Origin of the sequence: Lysobacter sp. Root690 (genome assembly GCF_001427785.1) — a bacterium.
Taxonomy (GTDB): Bacteria; Pseudomonadota; Gammaproteobacteria; order Xanthomonadales; family Xanthomonadaceae; genus Lysobacter.
This window is the reverse complement of sequence record NZ_LMHM01000011.1, coordinates 347410-361627: the sequence shown is the minus strand read 5'-3', so window position 1 is coordinate 361627 and position 14218 is coordinate 347410. Positions and strand designations below refer to the sequence as shown.

The window sequence follows — 14218 nt, the reverse complement described above, 5'->3', positions numbered from 1 at the left end:
AAGACCGCATCCGCTCTTGCTCGTCATTCCCGCGAACGCGGGAATCCAGTGACTTCAGAGCGCGGCAATATCGAAGTACCCGACACCGCGCATCATTGCCAAGACCGCATCCGCTCTTGCTCGTCATTCCCGCGAAAGCGGGAATCCAGTGACTTCAGCGTGCGGCAATATCGAAGCACCCGACACCGCGCATCGTCGCCAAAGTCGCATCCTCTTCTGGTCGCCAAGACCGCATCCACTCTTGCTCGTCATCCCCGCGCAGGCGGGGATCCAGAGACTTCAGAGTCATGCTTCGGTGGAGCCTTGGATCCCCGCCTTCGCGGGGATGACGGCCCTGGCAACCTCGCCGCATGGGCCCGTTCAAAGCATGAGCCCGATCAACTGGTCAGCCAAGCGCCCGATTTGCCGCCGGACACGAGCCAATGGTTGCAGCGACGACCGACGCCGAGGCCAAGCTAGCCGAATCCGAATCCGAATCCGAATCCGCACCGGTCGACCAAGGGCCACCCCTCATCCCGACCACACAGGCAAAGCCCGCACCCCATCGCCGGCTATCATGGGCGCCATGACCGAAGACACCTCCGATGCCGCCCTGCAGCGGCTCGCCCAGCAGATCGGCGAATCCGCCCGTCTCAACCACCACATGCTGGTCACCGCCGAAAGCTGCACCGGCGGCTGGATCGCCAAGACCCTGACCGATATCGCCGGCTCCTCGGCCTGGTTCGAATGCGGACTGGTCGCCTACAGCTACGAGGCCAAGCAGGCGCTGCTCAGCGTGCGCCCGCAGACCCTGGAGCAATTCGGCGCGGTCAGCCGCGAGACGGTGATCGAGATGGTCTCCGGCGCGCTGGCCAATACCGGCGCCACCATCGCGGTCGCGGTAACCGGTATCGCCGGCCCCGGCGGCGGCACCGACGACAAGCCGGTCGGCACGGTCTGGATCGCGTGGAAACGTCGCAACGGCTACCCGCGCGCCGAGGTCTTCCATTTCGACGGCGATCGCGAGGCGGTGCGCCGGCACAGCGTGGCCGCGGCGCTGCGCGGGATGCAGGCGCTGGCGGTCTGAGTTCCGGCGGCGGTGTGTTCGCGCGCTCCGCGCCATCCGTTGAGGTGTTGCGTTACCTCGAGGCTGTCGCGGCGTGATGCGTCCCCGTGCCCACCCAAACCGCCGCACACCGCTTTTCCCCCCTTTGTAAAAGGGGGGTAGGGGGGATTCGCTTTTGCTCCTGATCTGAAAGCAAAAGCACAAAAGCAACAGACACCACCGTGAAATCAGACGTACCGGCGTGGTCCGCAATCATCGAGCGTCAAGCCCGAAGCTCGCTCGAACAAGCCATCCGCGCCTGCCAACCCAAGCTCAATCGAGCTCGCGCCGCCAAACCTGTCCGACCAAATCCTGCCCGAAGCTGTGGTGGCGTTCCTCCTCGGTCAGGACGAAGCCGCAGCCCTCGTAGATCCTGCGCGCGGTGACCAGCACATCGTTGGTCCACAGCATCATTCGCCGATAACCGGCCTCGCGCGCGAACCCGATGCAGGTTTCGACCAGGCGCCGTCCCAGGCCCAGCCCGCGCGCGCGCGGATCGATCAGCAGGCAACGCAACTGCGCCGCCTGCGGATCGTCCTGATTGCGGACCACGAACACGCAGCCGACACGTTCGCCGTCCAGTTCGGCGATCCAGCAACGCTCGCTGCGCGGGTCGTGTTGGCTGGCGAAGCGCGCGAACAAACCCGCCACCAGCGCCTCGAATTCTTCGTTCAGGCCGTATTCGTCGGCATACAGGCGGCCGTGGCGCTCGATCGCCCAGCCGATATCGCCGATCCGGTGGGTGCGGATCACTAGCCGCTGTGCTGCCGGCAAAGCAGGCGGCGACAGCGCCTGTTCGGCGTCGGCGAGCGCGCGCAACAGGCGCTCGCGCTGCAGCGGCGGCAGCGCCGCCAGCAGTTCGGCGGTGGCCTGGTGCGAGGTGCGGTCGAGCCCGGCGAAGGTCGAGCGTCCGGCCTCGGTCAGGGTCAGGGCGAAGCTGCGCCCGTCGTGCTCGGAACGGGTTTTCTCGACCAGTCCGGTGTTGACGAAACCCAGCAGGATGCGGCTCAGATACCCAGGGTCCAGGCCCAGCGCATCCCCGATCGTGCGCGCCGCGACCGGTTCGCGCTGGGCCAGCTCGAACAGCACGCGGCCCTGGGTCAGGGTGAAGGGGCTGTCCAGCAGGCCTTCCTGCAGCACCCCGATCCGGCGGGTATAGAAACGATTGAAGGCGCGGACGGCATCGACCTGGGCGGTCTCGATTTCGGTGGCCATGGCGGCATCGGCGATTGCGGTGGATTCGGAGGCAGACTCGGATAATTGATTGACTTAGTCAAATAAAATCCGGACGAACGGCCTTGCTGGTCTGGCGTCTTAGTAGTATTACTACTAACTTCGAACATGAGTAGTAATACTACTAACCATGAATCTGACCGACACCCAGCAAGCCATCCTCGCGCTGATCGCCGAGCGGATCGACGCCGAAGGCCTTCCGCCGTCCCAGGCCGAGATCGCCAAGGCGTTCGGATTCAAGGGCGTGCGCGCGGCGCAGTACCACCTCGACGCGCTCGAAACCGCCGGCGCGATCGAGCGCATGCCGGGCCGCGCCCGCGGCATCCGGGTGTTGCAGCCGCCGCCGCAGGCCCAGCGCGAACTGGGGCTGGCCTCGGCCAACGAGGACGCGATCCGACTGCCGGTGCTGGGCCGGGTCGCGGCCGGTTCGCCGATCGGCTCGGGCGCCGGGGTGGAGCCGGACAACTACGTCCTGCTCGATCGCAACATGTTCTTCCCGTCGCCGGACTACCTGCTCAAGGTCAAGGGCGACTCGATGCGCGACGAAGGCATCTTCGACGGCGACCTCATCGGCGTGCACCGCACCCACGATGCGCGTTCGGGCCAGATCGTGGTCGCGCGCATCGACGACGAGATCACCGTCAAGCTGCTCAAGATCGGCAAGGACCGCATCCGCCTGCTGCCGCGCAACCCCGACTACGCGCCGATCGAGGTCCAGCCCGATCAGGATTTCGCGATCGAGGGCCTGTACTGCGGCCTGGTCCGGCCCAATCGCTGAGATGGATCGCCGACTCATGGATCGCACCCACGTACATCTCGATCGTTACGGATCGGTCCGAAGCTGCGCGCCGATCCACGCCGCGCAAGCGGCTTTGCAGGGATTGGCCGCCGCGGTGCTCGGGGCGGTTTCCGCGCCGCCGACAGGGGAAAATCCGACCCCGGCGCAGGCCGTCGCCCGGCTTTCCCAGCTTGTCGACGCAGATAATTTGATTCCAGGCGCGACGGTCTCAACCTCTGCGATCCGCGTCCTCTAACTTCCCCTCACCACGACACGACTTAAGGAACACCACGATGGACGAGAACAAGAAGCGCGCCCTTACCGCCGCTCTGAGCCAGATCGACAAGCAGTTCGGCAAGGGCTCGGTGATGCGCATGGGCGACCGCGCGGTCGAGATCACCGAAGTCATCGGTACCGGCTCGCTGATGCTCGACATCGCGCTGGGCATCGGCGGCCTGCCCAAGGGCCGCGTGGTCGAGATCTACGGTCCAGAATCCTCGGGCAAGACCACCTTGACCCTGCAGGCCATCGCCGAATGCCAGAAGAAGGGCGGCACCGCCGCCTTCATCGACGCCGAGCACGCGCTCGACCCTATCTATGCCGCCAAGCTCGGCGTCAACGTCGACGACCTGCTGTTGTCGCAGCCCGACACCGGCGAACAGGCGCTGGAAATCGCCGACATGCTGGTGCGTTCGGCCGCGGTCGACATCGTCGTGATCGACTCGGTCGCCGCGCTGACCCCGAAGGCCGAAATCGAAGGCGAAATGGGCGACCAGCTGCCGGGCCTGCAGGCCCGTCTGATGAGCCAGGCGCTGCGTAAGCTGACCGGCAACATCAAGCGCTCGGGCACCCTGGTGGTGTTCATCAACCAGCTGCGCATGAAGATCGGCGTGATGATGCCGGGCCAGAGCCCGGAAGTGACCACCGGCGGCAACGCGCTCAAGTTCTACGCCTCGATCCGTCTGGACATCCGCCGCATCGGCGCGATCAAGAAGGGCGACGAGATCATCGGCAACCAGACCAAGATCAAGGTCGTCAAGAACAAGCTCGCCCCGCCGTTCAAGCAGGTCGTCACCGAAATCCTCTACGGCGAAGGCATCTCGCGCGAAGGCGAACTGATCGACATGGGCGTGGAAGCCAAGCTGGTCGAGAAGTCCGGCGCCTGGTACAGCTGCGGCGACGAGCGTATCGGCCAGGGCAAGGAAAACGCCCGCCAGTACCTCAAGGAAAACCCCGAGATGGCCGCTCGCCTGGAAGCGGCGTTGCGCGAGAAGTTCGTGCCCACCGATGCCCCGCGCGAAGAGGAAGTCAGCGAGGATTGACCCTGCCGTAAGCGCCTGTAGAAAACGCCATATAGATACCGATGAGTTCCGATCGGGACGAACGCAAGCGCCGCGACCGCGGCGCCGATGACACGACCACGCCGGGCGGCGAACCGTCCGCCGGTCGTGTCGGCGATCGTCTGGCCGAGTTGCGGGCAAGGATGCGCGCGATCGAAGACGGGGCGATATCGGCATCGTCCTCGGATGAGGAGATCATGGAAGATGGCCTCATCGAGAATGCGTCCGGGCAGCCGGACCGGGATGACCGCTCCGGAGCCGGCGACGTTAGTGATGGCGGCGACGGGGCGCAGCGTCGAGGGCAGGGGGCAGGACATTCCGGGGCTAGGTCGGGCTCCGGCACCCAGGCCGGCCAACGCGGGCGCCTTGACCGGGAGCCCGGATCATCGGCCGGGCTAAAACAGCCCACGGCTGCCCATTTCGCCGAAAAAACGTCCACGCCAGACCCGTCCGACAGTCGCGACAGCGCCGGCCCGTTCACCGGCCCGCTCGCCGAAGACGGCTACAGCCCGCTATTCGATGAAGGTCGAGTAAGCCCGGCCCGCCGCGAGCGCCGCCGTGTACGCCCCGAACAAACTCCGACTCAGCGCGCGCTCGGTCTGCTGACCCGTCGCGAGCATTCGCGCAAGGAGCTGACCCGCAAGCTCACCTCGCGCGGCCTGGATCGCGAGGAGGTCGTGGCTGCCGTCGATCGGCTCGCCGATGCCGGCTGGCAGAATGACCACCGCTTCGCCGAAAGCCTGATCCGCAGCCGGGCCGGCAACGGCTATGGCCCGGTGCATATCCGCGCCGAACTGAACATGCATGGCCTCGACAGCGAGGCCATTGCCCAGGCGCTGGCCGCCTATGAAGGAAATTGGCTGGAAAACGCCCGGGATTTGCTCCGGCGCCGTTTCGGCGAGGACTTCGCCAGCGATCCGGCGCTGCGCCGCAAGGCCGCCGATTTGCTGATGCGGCGCGGCTTCGACGGCGATACCGCGCGTAATGCGAATCGTTCTTGCGCCGAGGACTGAACGGACGGGTACTTTTCCCGCACGGCCTTGCGCATAAAACCCCGGGGCCTGCTAGGCTACGCGGCTTTCGGGTCCCGGGTTGCCTGCTCCAGTCGATGCCCCCATCTGGTGGCATGGGTTCGGTCGAGCGCTCCGCTCCCGACCAGGCAAATCAATCCCAGGCATGAAGACCACCACTGAAATCCGCAGCGATTTCCTCGAGTTTTTTCGGGGCAAAGGCCACACCATCGTGCCGTCGGCACCGTTGGTGCCTGCCAACGACCCGACGTTGCTGTTCACCAACTCGGGCATGGTGCAGTTCAAGAACGTATTCCTCGGCAGCGAAAAGCCGGGCTACGTGCGCGCGTCCGACGTGCAGCGCTGCTTGCGCGCCGGCGGTAAGCACAACGACCTCGACCAGGTCGGCTACACCGCGCGTCACCACACCTTCTTCGAAATGCTCGGCAACTGGTCGTTCGGCGACTACTTCAAGGACGACGCGATCGTCTGGGCCTGGGAGCTGCTGACCAAGGTCTGGGGTCTGGCGCCCGAGCGCCTGCTGGTCACGGTCTACCAGACCGACGACGAAGCCTTCGATATCTGGAACAAGAAGATCGGGGTGCCGGCCGAGCGCATCGTTCGCATCGGCGACAACAAGGGCGCGCCGTTCGCTTCCGACAATTTCTGGCAGATGGCCGACACCGGCCCCTGCGGTCCGTGCACCGAGATCTTCTACGACCACGGCGATCACATCGCCGGCGGCCCGCCGGGTTCGCCCGACGAGGACGGCGATCGTTTCATCGAGATCTGGAACCTGGTGTTCATGCAGTTCGACCGCCAGCCCGACGGCACGCTGCTGCCGTTGCCGGCGCCGTGCGTCGATACCGGCATGGGCCTGGAACGTCTGGCGGCGGTGCTGCAGGGCGTGCATGGCAACTACGAAATCGACCTGTTCCGGCATCTGATCGCCGCAGCGGCCAAGTACACCCACACCGACGACCTGGACAACAAATCGCTGCGCGTGATCGCCGATCACATCCGCGCGTGTTCGTTCCTGATCGTCGACGGCGTGCTGCCGTCGAACGACGGCCGCGGCTACGTGCTGCGCCGGATCATCCGCCGCGCCTTGCGCCACGGCTGGATGCTTGGCCAGAAGGGCGTGTTCTTCCACAAGCTGGTGCCGGCGCTGGTCGAGGTGATGGGCGATGCCTATCCCGAGCTGACCGCCAAGCGCGAGTTCGTCGAAGCCGCGCTGGCCGCGGAAGAAGAACGCTTCGCCGCGACCCTGGATTCGGGCATGCGCATCTTCGACGAGATCGCGGCGCGCTCGCAGGGCGTCATCGCCGGCGCTGACGCGTTCAAGCTGTACGACACCTACGGCTTCCCGGCCGACCTGACCGCCGACATCGCGCGCGAGCGCGGCCTGTCGGTCGACATGGCCGGTTTCGAAGTCGAGATGGAAGAGCAGCGCCGCAGGGCGCGCGAAGCCGGCCCGTTCGGCAACAAGACCTGGATGCCGGCCGAACTGGCCACGCAGCTCGCCCCGACCGAGTTCCTCGGCTACGACCGCCTGACCGATGGCGGCCTGCAAGTGGTCGCGCTGCTGCGCGACGGCGTGCCGGTCGACGAGTTCCGGGTCGGCGACGAAGGCGTGGTGATCCTCGACCGCACCCCGTTCTACGCCGAAAGCGGCGGCCAGGTCGGCGACAGCGGCGAGCTCGACGAAGCCGGCACCCGTTTCGTGGTCGACGACACCCAGAAGTTCGCCGGCCAGTTCCACGGCCACATCGGCAGGCTCACCGCCGGCACCCTCAAGCGCGGCGACCGCGTCCTGGGCGCCGTCGACGAAGCCCGCCGCAGCGCGACCGTGCTTAATCATTCGGCGACCCATCTGTTGCACGCGGCCCTGCGCCGCCTGCTCGGCGACCATGTGACCCAGAAGGGCTCGCTGGTCGCACCGGACCGCCTGCGTTTCGATTTCTCGCACTTCAACCCGATGACCGACGCCGAGCTCGCCCAGATCGAGCGCCAGGTCAACGCCGACGTGCGGCGCAATTACGAAGCCGAAGTCCACCAGATGGGCATGCAGGAAGCCATCGACTTCGGCGCCATGGCCTTGTTCGGCGAGAAGTACGGCGACCGGGTGCGGGTGCTGCGCATGGGCGAAGCCTCGACCGAGCTGTGTGGCGGCACCCACGTGTCGCGCACCGGCGACATCGGCCTGTTCAAGATCGTCGCCGAAAGCGGCGTCCAGGCCGGCGTGCGCCGGATCGAGGCGCTGACCGGGCAGGGCGCGCTGGACTACGTGGCCCAGGAGGAGCAGCGCCTGGAGCAGGCCGCGCGCCTGCTGGGCGGCAATGCCGGCGACGTGGCCGACAAGCTGCGCGCGCTGCTGGACCGGCAGAAGAAGCTTGAGCGCGAGCTCGAGTCGATCAAGGCCAAGGCCGCCTCCGGCGCCGCCTCGGACCTGGCCGGCTCGGCGGCGGACATCGGCGGGGTCAAGCTGGTAGCGACCCGGCTGGAAGGATTTGATGCCAAGGCGTTGCGCGAGGCGGTGGATCGCCTCAAACAGCAGCTTGGCGACGCGGTGATCGTGCTGGCGGGTGCCAGCGACGGTAAGGCGGCCCTGGTCGCCGGAGTGAACGGAAGCGCGGTTGGCAAGGTCAAAGCGGGAGAACTACTCGCGCATGTGGCCGGTCAGATCAATGGTAAAGGCGGCGGCCGTCCGGACATGGCGCAGGGCGGTGGCGATGACGGCCCGGCCCTGGTCCAGGCTCTTGCGGGCGTTGCGCAGTGGGTTGAGAGTAAGCTTGTGTGAATGGCGAACAGTGACTTCTATCGCTTGCGACCGGGTTTGACCGGTCGCTAAGATGGTTCACGTTTGTGTACAAATTGAAGCATTCTTCCTGATGGAAAAGAATGCCAACGCCGGTACTACGGTCCCGGCTCGAGGAGGTTTTCAATGCTGATCCTGACGCGTCGCGTCGGCGAAACCCTGATGATCGGCGACTCGGTGACCGTCACCGTGCTCGGCGTCAAGGGCAACCAGGTGCGTATCGGTATTACCGCGCCCAAAGATGTCGCAGTCCATCGCGAAGAGATCTATCAGCGCATCCAGCGGGGTGAGGACGCGTCGGACGATTCTGGTAAAAACGCGGGCGGCTAATAAAAAAAGTTGGCCGTAAGCGTTGCTGTAAAACGGGTGAGCCGTTATGCTTCCCGCCCGCATTGCTTGATCGATGCGGAGAGTTGCCCGAGAGGCTGAAGGGGCTCCCCTGCTAAGGGAGTATAGGGTCAAAAGCTCTATCGAGGGTTCGAATCCCTCACTCTCCGCCAGTTGTAAAAAAGGCCGCAAACAGCGGCTTTTCTTTGCGGATTCGTCGAATTCGGTACCGACGGAAAAGCAAAAAAACGGTTTGAAAAATGTTGACGATGTGCGGATTTATCGTCATAATTTTCCAACTAGGCGCCCGTAGCTCAGCTGGATAGAGCACCAGGCTACGAACTTGGGGGTCGGAGGTTCGAATCCTTCCGGGCGCACCACTACAAAGAAACCCGGCAATCGAAAGGTTGCCGGGTTTTTCTTTGCGTCGGATTTTTGTGTTTGCACCGGGTTTTTCTGCGTGTATCCGCGGCATCCATACCTTGCAGTCGAGGCCTCGCAGTTGAGCGATTTCGGCGCAATATCGTCCGTGTGTTGGTCGCTCTGTCGTTCTCGCACGTTCGCTGTAGCCGTGACTGCGGTGACGCCAGAAGGCCTTCGTGGCCTCGACGGTGTATTTCAGCCCTTCGAAAGTTCATCGCGACCTCGTGACTGCGCCCGCGTCGAAAGTCCTTGCGTTGGGTGACACCAGCCACGTATCGGATCGTCGTAGTTGTGAATTCGTGGTCGCGGCTTGCGCCGCTCCTACAGTCGCTCCCTGTAGGAGCGGCGCGAGCCGCGACCGCGTGACTGCGCCTACGTCGAAAGTCCTTGCCCGCGTTGAGTGACGCCAACCGTGTACCGGATCGCCGTAGGTGTGAATTCGCGGTCGCAGCTTGCGCAGCTCCTACAGTCGTCCTTGTAGGAACGGTGCGAGCCGCGACCGCGCTACTGAGGTTACGTCGAAGGCCTCCCATGGCAACCACTGGATGATTCCAGTCGCGGCATAGGTCTTCCTGATGGCATGTTCGCGCTCACCGCTCACCGCTCAGGCCACTTCTGCGGCCGACCCAAGCGGACCCATACTCCGCGCCTTCGGCCCACAAGGAAAACACCGCCGCCATGAACGCGATTGTCGCCATCCATCCGTACAAGGCCCACGGCATGTGGGTGTTCGACGACGCGGCCGTCGGCTTGAGCCAGGAGCCGTTCGTGTCCGGAGCCGACGACATCATCGAACGCATGGCCGCGTCCATCGACAATGCCGAGAGCGGCTTCACCCTGTTGTTCTCGCCGCTGCCATTCCCGGGCTTCCAGCTCGAGTTGGTTTGGCGGCGCGCCGATCTGAGCGGCAATTGGTATCGCTGCGAATCGATCGACATGAAGGCTGGCTGTGTCCGGCATTGCTGCGCTACTTCGAGTCGCCACCGCCGAAGTTGTATGCGCAGTTTCGCGCCAAGAGAGTTGACGTGGCATCGTGATCAGGTTTTTAGGGCGATGAGCGCCGTGGCAGCGCGATTGCGGGGACGCTAAACCTCCGTTGCAGCTGCGGGTTAGCGGTTTTAACTACATCGAGCATTCGTCGCAATCAAGAATGCGCAGTCGCAGCTTGCGCAGTTCCTACAGTCGCCTCCTGTAGGAGCGGCGCACGCCGCGACCGCGCTGCTGCGATTACGTCGAACGTCCGTCGTGGTCGGGTGATGCCAGCCGTATCGTACTTCCGTCGCAGTTGTTGGTTCGCGGTCGCAGCTTGCGCAGCTCCCTCAGTCGGCTGACGTAGGAGTGGCGCGAGCCGCACGACTGCGCGATTGCGATTACATCGAACGTCCGTCGTGGACAGGTGAGTTCAACTGCATCGACAGTTGGTCGCAGTTGCGCATTCGTGGGTGCGGACGCGGGCCTGGCCTCAGGTACTAGGCCGCAGGTACGGATCATGGCTATGGCTCATGCCGCTCCGACACCGCTCACCGCGTCTCGATAAACCGCAACCCCACCCCAGGCTCTGTCGCGATATACCGCGGCGCGGCCGCGTCGTCGCCGAGTTTGTGCCGCAGTTTGCCGACCAGGATGCGCAGGTAATGGGTGTCTTCCTGATGGGTCGGGCCCCACAGCTCGCGCAGCAGTTGCGGTTGGGTGACCACGCGGCCAGCGTGCTGGACCAGCATCGCCAGCAACGCGTATTCCTTGCGCGCGAGCACGACCGGTTCGCCGTGCAGGTGGACTTCGCGCCGGGCCAGGTCGATGCGCAACTGACCGTCGTCGAACACCGGCAGGATTTCGCCCTGCGGGCCGTGCGCGCGCAGCAGGGCGCGTACGCGCGCCATCAGCTCCTGCACGCCGAACGGCTTGGTCACGTAGTCGTTGGCGCCGCCGTCGAGCGCGGCGACCTTCTCGGCTTCGCTGGAGCGCACAGTCAGCAGGATCACCGGCACGCTCGACCACTGGCGCAGCTCGCGCAGCACGTCGAAGCCGTCGCGATCGGGCAGGCCCAGGTCGAGGATCACCAGATCGGCGCCGCGCGTGGCCAGACTCTCCAGGCCGCCGTTGCCGTGTTCGGCCAGCTCGACCGCGTAGCCCTGCGCGCGCAGAGCGATGTCGAGGAACTTGCGGATCTGTGGCTCGTCGTCGATCACCAGCACGCGCGCGGGCGGCGTGCTCGCCGGCTGCGGTGGGTGCGGATGCGGAGCGTGGTCCTCGGTCATGATGCGGGCGCCGCGACGGGTTCGATGGGCGGCAGGGTAATGCGGATCGTGGTGCCGCGGCGACCTTGCTCGTCGGCCAGGCCGGGCAGGGCGACCACGCTGCCGCCGTGGGCGCCGATCATGCCCTGGCAGATCGCCAAGCCCAGGCCGGTGCCCTGGCGGCCGCGATCGCCGCGTTCGACGCTGTAGAACATGTCGAAGATGCGCGCGCGTTCGTCCTCGGGAATGCCCGGGCCGCGGTCGCTGACGTCGATGCGCAGGACCTGCTCGGTATTCGCGCCGGGATCGGCGTCGACCCGGCGCGCGTCGATCACCACCGCCACGTCGGGCGGCGAGAACTTCACCGCGTTCTCGAGCACGTTGAACAGCGCCTGCTCGATCAGCGCCGGATGCACCCAGATCGGGCCGAGCCCGGCTTGTAGCCGCACGTCGAAGCGCGCGCGCGGCTCGTAGCGTTGCAGGCGCGTCACCGCCGAGCCGATCAATTCGTCCACGCCGATCCAGTCGCGATTGAGCGCCAATCCGCCGTGGCCGAGCCGGGTCATGTCGAGCAGGTTCTGGATGTAGCGGTCCAGGCGTTCGCCTTCGATGCGGATGGTTTCCAGCAGACTATGGCGATCCTCGCGCGGCATCGCCTCGGCGTAATGATCCAAGCTGCTGGCCGCGCCGATGATCGAGGCCAGCGGCGAACGCAGATCGTGCGAGACCGACGACAGCAGCGCCGAGCGCAGCCGCTCGGTCTCGCCGCTGACCCGCGAGTCTTCCAGGTCGGCGACCAATCGGGTGCGCAAGATGGCTTGGGCGATATCGTCGGTCATCGCTTCGGCGAGGCGGCGTTGTTCCGCGCCCAGGCGCGTCAACGAAGACGGGAAACGCAAGCCGACCACGCCGGCCGCCGGCGCGTCGGCCGATGCCTCGCCTTTGAGCGGCAACAGCCACCACTCCGATCCGGCCAAGGTATCGGTGTAGCGGCCGGCGGACTGGCGATGCTTCAAGCTCCAGTCGGCCGCGGCGCGATCTTTATCGCTCATCTCCGGCAACTGCTCGCCGCGCAGCGGCGCCGCACCGATGTAAACGAAGGCTTCCACCCCGAGCGAACGCTTGAGCGCTTTGCGTCCGGCATGCACGACCTGGCCCACGTCGGCGGCCGTGGCCAATTCGCGGCCCAAGGTCTGCAGTTCGGTCGCGTGCGCGTTGGATGCGCGCAGCGCCAACACCTGCATGCGCAGCTTCGAAGCCAGGCGTCCGGCGACCAGCGCCGCGGCCAGAAACAGCAGCACCGTCGCCACGCCCTGACGCGCGCCGATCAGCAAGGTGTAGCGCGGTTCGATGAAGAAGAAGTTGTACGCCAGAAAACACAGCACCGAGGCGATCACCGCCGCGGTCATGCGGGTGCGCGCGGCCACCACCACCACCGCGACGATGAAGATCAGCGACAGATCGCCCAGGCCGATCCAGCGTTCGGCGACCCAGGCCAAGGCGGTGGCGAAGGTCGCGGCGACCACGGCCAGGCCGGCGTCGCTGCGGGTCAGCAGGCCGCGCAGCCGGCCGCCGCTGTCGCGCAGCGAACGGCGCGCACGCGCGCGCGCTTCCGGTGTGCTGACGATGGTCAGTTCGTAATGCGCGCCGCGTTGGATCAGTTGCTGGGTCAGGGTGCGGTTGACCATGCGCGCGAGTGGACGCTCGCGGGTGCGGCCCAGCACGATGGTCGACACGCCGGCGCGTTCTGCATGATCGAGCAGGGCATCGACCACGCTGTTGCCGTGCAGCACCACCGCTTCGCCGCCGAGCCGGCGCGCCAGCGCGAAGGCGCGGTCGAGTTCGGACTGGCGCGCTTCGGCGGGCGCTTTGCCGGCCTGCACCGTTACCACGATCCACGGCGAATCGCGGCGTTCGGCGATGCGGCGCGCAACCCGCACCAGGTATTCGGACTGGCCCAGGCCGTCGATCGCGACCAACACGGCGCGACGCAACGGCACCCCGGGCAGGCCGCGCGCGGTCTGCGCCTCGCGCAGATCGCTGTCGACGCGGTCGGCGGCGGTCTGCATCGCCAACTCGCGTAGCGCGGTCAGGTTCGAGGGCGAGAAGAATGCCTGCAGCGCATGCGCGGCTTGTTCGGGAACGTAGACCTTGCCCTGCTGCAAGCGTTCGATCAGCTCGCGCGGCGGCAGATCGACCAGCACGATATCGCGCAGGCGATCGAACAGCGCATCGGGCACGGTCTCGCTGACCCGCACGCCGGTGATGCGGTGGATGACGTCGTTGAGGCTTTCCAGGTGCTGGATATTGATCGTGGTGTAGACGTCGATGCCGGCATCGAGCAGCTCAAGCACATCCTGCCAGCGTCGTTCGTGGCGGCTACCGGGCGCATTGCGGTGGGCGAGTTCGTCGACCAGGGCGACCTTGGGTTTGCGCGCCAGCAGCGCGTCGAGGTCCATTTCCTCGATCGCGCGGTCCTGGTACTCCAGGCGCTTGCGCGGCAGCACGTCGAGGCCTTCGACCAGGGCCAGGGTTTCGGCGCGGCCGTGGGTCTCGACGATGCCGACCACCACGTCGATGCCGCGGCGTTGCAGTTCGCGGGCGCGGCCGAGCATGGTGTAGGTCTTGCCGACGCCGGGCGCGGCGCCCAGGAAAATGGTCAGGCGACCGGCGCCCTGGCGTTGCAGTTCGCCCATGAGGGCATCGGCTTGGGCGCTGCGGGGGTCGGTCATGGGGGAATTGTGCGCTGGGTGGGTGAGGGGTGTGTAGTGATGGGTTGTGTGGTTCCGGGGTTGGGCGTTTTGGCTCGGAAACTGGATGTCGTTCTTGGTCTTTGGTTGGCGCCGTCTGGGCCGCGCAAGAGGGTTCTTTGCGGTTTCGGTTGCGGTTGCCCTTGCCCTTGCCTCGTCTGTTGCTTCCAGCTCTAAGCTTGAGGCCGCGCAGTTCATCCAGCGCTGCGAGGCTTGTA

The 14218-nt window shown here is 65.8% G+C and carries 10 protein-coding genes, 2 tRNA genes and 1 pseudogene; 10 read left to right on the top strand and 3 right to left on the bottom strand.

Translation table 11 applies throughout. The features are described 5' to 3' along the window. The first annotated feature begins 565 nt into the window (after window positions 1-565). On the top strand, window positions 566-1066 hold the full coding sequence (locus ASD86_RS06795) for a CinA family protein (protein WP_056109166.1): 501 nt from the start codon (window positions 566-568) through the stop codon (window positions 1064-1066). A 291-nt stretch (window positions 1067-1357) separates the two neighbouring features. Here the strand turns inward: ASD86_RS06795 and ASD86_RS06790 are convergent, their stop codons facing one another. Next, on the bottom strand, window positions 1358-2299 hold the full coding sequence (locus ASD86_RS06790) for a helix-turn-helix domain-containing GNAT family N-acetyltransferase (protein ID WP_056108552.1): 942 nt from the start codon (window positions 2297-2299) through the stop codon (window positions 1358-1360). Window positions 2300-2447: 148 nt separating this feature from the next. Between ASD86_RS06790 and lexA the strand changes: the two genes are divergently transcribed. From lexA to ASD86_RS06745, 9 genes and pseudogenes are all read left to right on the top strand, one after another. Further along, the gene (gene lexA, locus ASD86_RS06785) at window positions 2448-3095 is read left to right on the top strand and encodes a transcriptional repressor LexA (protein WP_036111519.1); all 648 of its coding nucleotides are present in this window, start codon (window positions 2448-2450) and stop codon (window positions 3093-3095) included. Window positions 3096-3111: 16 nt separating this feature from the next. Next, window positions 3112-3351 carry a hypothetical protein gene (locus ASD86_RS06780; RefSeq protein ID WP_157476252.1) on the top strand — a complete coding sequence of 80 codons (240 nt, stop codon included), beginning with the start codon at window positions 3112-3114 and terminating at the stop codon, window positions 3349-3351. 37 nt (window positions 3352-3388) lie between these two features. After that, the gene (recA, locus tag ASD86_RS06775; protein WP_056108547.1) at window positions 3389-4417 is read left to right on the top strand and encodes a recombinase RecA; all 1029 of its coding nucleotides are present in this window, start codon (window positions 3389-3391) and stop codon (window positions 4415-4417) included. A 563-nt stretch (window positions 4418-4980) separates the two neighbouring features. Beyond that, window positions 4981-5448 (top strand): annotated as a pseudogene (gene recX / locus ASD86_RS27705) (recombination regulator RecX); the annotation flags it as partial. A gap of 163 nt (window positions 5449-5611) precedes the next feature. Continuing rightward, the gene (gene alaS / locus ASD86_RS06765) at window positions 5612-8245 is read left to right on the top strand and encodes an alanine--tRNA ligase (RefSeq protein WP_056108544.1); all 2634 of its coding nucleotides are present in this window, start codon (window positions 5612-5614) and stop codon (window positions 8243-8245) included. 144 nt (window positions 8246-8389) lie between these two features. Then, window positions 8390-8593, top strand: coding sequence for a carbon storage regulator CsrA (gene csrA / locus ASD86_RS06760; RefSeq protein WP_036111509.1), 204 nt, complete (start codon window positions 8390-8392; stop codon window positions 8591-8593). A gap of 77 nt (window positions 8594-8670) precedes the next feature. Next, window positions 8671-8763, top strand: a tRNA-Ser gene (locus tag ASD86_RS06755). A gap of 130 nt (window positions 8764-8893) precedes the next feature. Then, window positions 8894-8970 (top strand) — tRNA-Arg (locus tag ASD86_RS06750). 721 nt (window positions 8971-9691) lie between these two features. After that, on the top strand, window positions 9692-10102 hold the full coding sequence (locus tag ASD86_RS06745) for a DUF6717 family protein (protein ID WP_200957213.1): 411 nt from the start codon (window positions 9692-9694) through the stop codon (window positions 10100-10102). 431 nt (window positions 10103-10533) lie between these two features. Here the strand turns inward: ASD86_RS06745 and ASD86_RS06740 are convergent, their stop codons facing one another. Continuing rightward, complete coding sequence (locus ASD86_RS06740; RefSeq protein ID WP_056108541.1) at window positions 10534-11271, bottom strand: response regulator; 738 nt, start codon at window positions 11269-11271, stop codon at window positions 10534-10536. Continuing rightward, the gene (locus tag ASD86_RS06735) at window positions 11268-13982 is read right to left on the bottom strand and encodes a sensor histidine kinase KdpD (protein ID WP_056108538.1); all 2715 of its coding nucleotides are present in this window, start codon (window positions 13980-13982) and stop codon (window positions 11268-11270) included. Before ASD86_RS06735 ends, ASD86_RS06740 begins: the two co-directional genes overlap by 4 nt. Between the last annotated feature and the right edge of the window lie 236 nt (window positions 13983-14218).

Excerpts from the sequence above, each read along its gene's own strand:
- csrA (WP_036111509.1), top strand. The coding sequence starts at position 8,390 with ATGCTGATCCTGACGCGTCGCGTCGGCGAAACCCTGATGATCGGCGAC.
- ASD86_RS06795 (WP_056109166.1), top strand. The coding sequence starts at position 566 with ATGACCGAAGACACCTCCGATGCCGCCCTGCAGCGGCTCGCCCAGCAG.
- ASD86_RS06745 (WP_200957213.1), top strand. The coding sequence starts at position 9,692 with ATGAACGCGATTGTCGCCATCCATCCGTACAAGGCCCACGGCATGTGG.
- lexA (WP_036111519.1), top strand. The coding sequence starts at position 2,448 with ATGAATCTGACCGACACCCAGCAAGCCATCCTCGCGCTGATCGCCGAG.
- ASD86_RS06735 (WP_056108538.1), bottom strand. The coding sequence starts at position 13,982 with ATGACCGACCCCCGCAGCGCCCAAGCCGATGCCCTCATGGGCGAACTG.
- ASD86_RS06780 (WP_157476252.1), top strand. The coding sequence starts at position 3,112 with ATGGATCGCACCCACGTACATCTCGATCGTTACGGATCGGTCCGAAGC.
- ASD86_RS06790 (WP_056108552.1), bottom strand. The coding sequence starts at position 2,299 with ATGGCCACCGAAATCGAGACCGCCCAGGTCGATGCCGTCCGCGCCTTC.
- alaS (WP_056108544.1), top strand. The coding sequence starts at position 5,612 with ATGAAGACCACCACTGAAATCCGCAGCGATTTCCTCGAGTTTTTTCGG.
- ASD86_RS06740 (WP_056108541.1), bottom strand. The coding sequence starts at position 11,271 with ATGACCGAGGACCACGCTCCGCATCCGCACCCACCGCAGCCGGCGAGC.
- recA (WP_056108547.1), top strand. The coding sequence starts at position 3,389 with ATGGACGAGAACAAGAAGCGCGCCCTTACCGCCGCTCTGAGCCAGATC.